The sequence below is a fragment of the Bacillus sp. JJ664 genome (genome assembly GCF_036962205.1).
In the GTDB taxonomy this organism is placed as follows: Bacteria; Bacillota; Bacilli; order Bacillales; family Bacillaceae_G; genus Gottfriedia.
In genome coordinates this window covers 51,717-51,949 of sequence record NZ_JBALMS010000022.1, presented here as the reverse complement: position 1 = coordinate 51,949, position 233 = coordinate 51,717, and the positions used below count along the sequence as shown (strand labels likewise).

Genomic DNA, 233 nt, shown 5'->3' with positions numbered 1-233 from the left:
TATTATTTTTCTATTTTCAAATGTGATTTTAAGAATGGGAGTGGGAATTGTTTTCTAAAATGCTCTTTGATCATATAAGGTACACCATTTTGATCATTTGAACGTGTAATCCAATCAGCCACTTTTTTAATTTCTACTGGTGCATTAGACATCGCAACACCTAACCCAGCATGCTCAATTAGTGGTAAGTCACTATAATTGTCTCCAATAACAACCATTTCATGATAGGATAC

The 233-nt window shown here is 33.0% G+C and carries 1 protein-coding gene; it reads right to left on the bottom strand.

The genetic code is table 11. The features are described 5' to 3' along the window. Positions 1 to 2 precede the first annotated feature (2 nt). The coding region (locus tag V7056_RS03495; protein WP_499699327.1) for an HAD hydrolase family protein at positions 3 to 233 on the bottom strand (231 nt) is incomplete at its 5' end.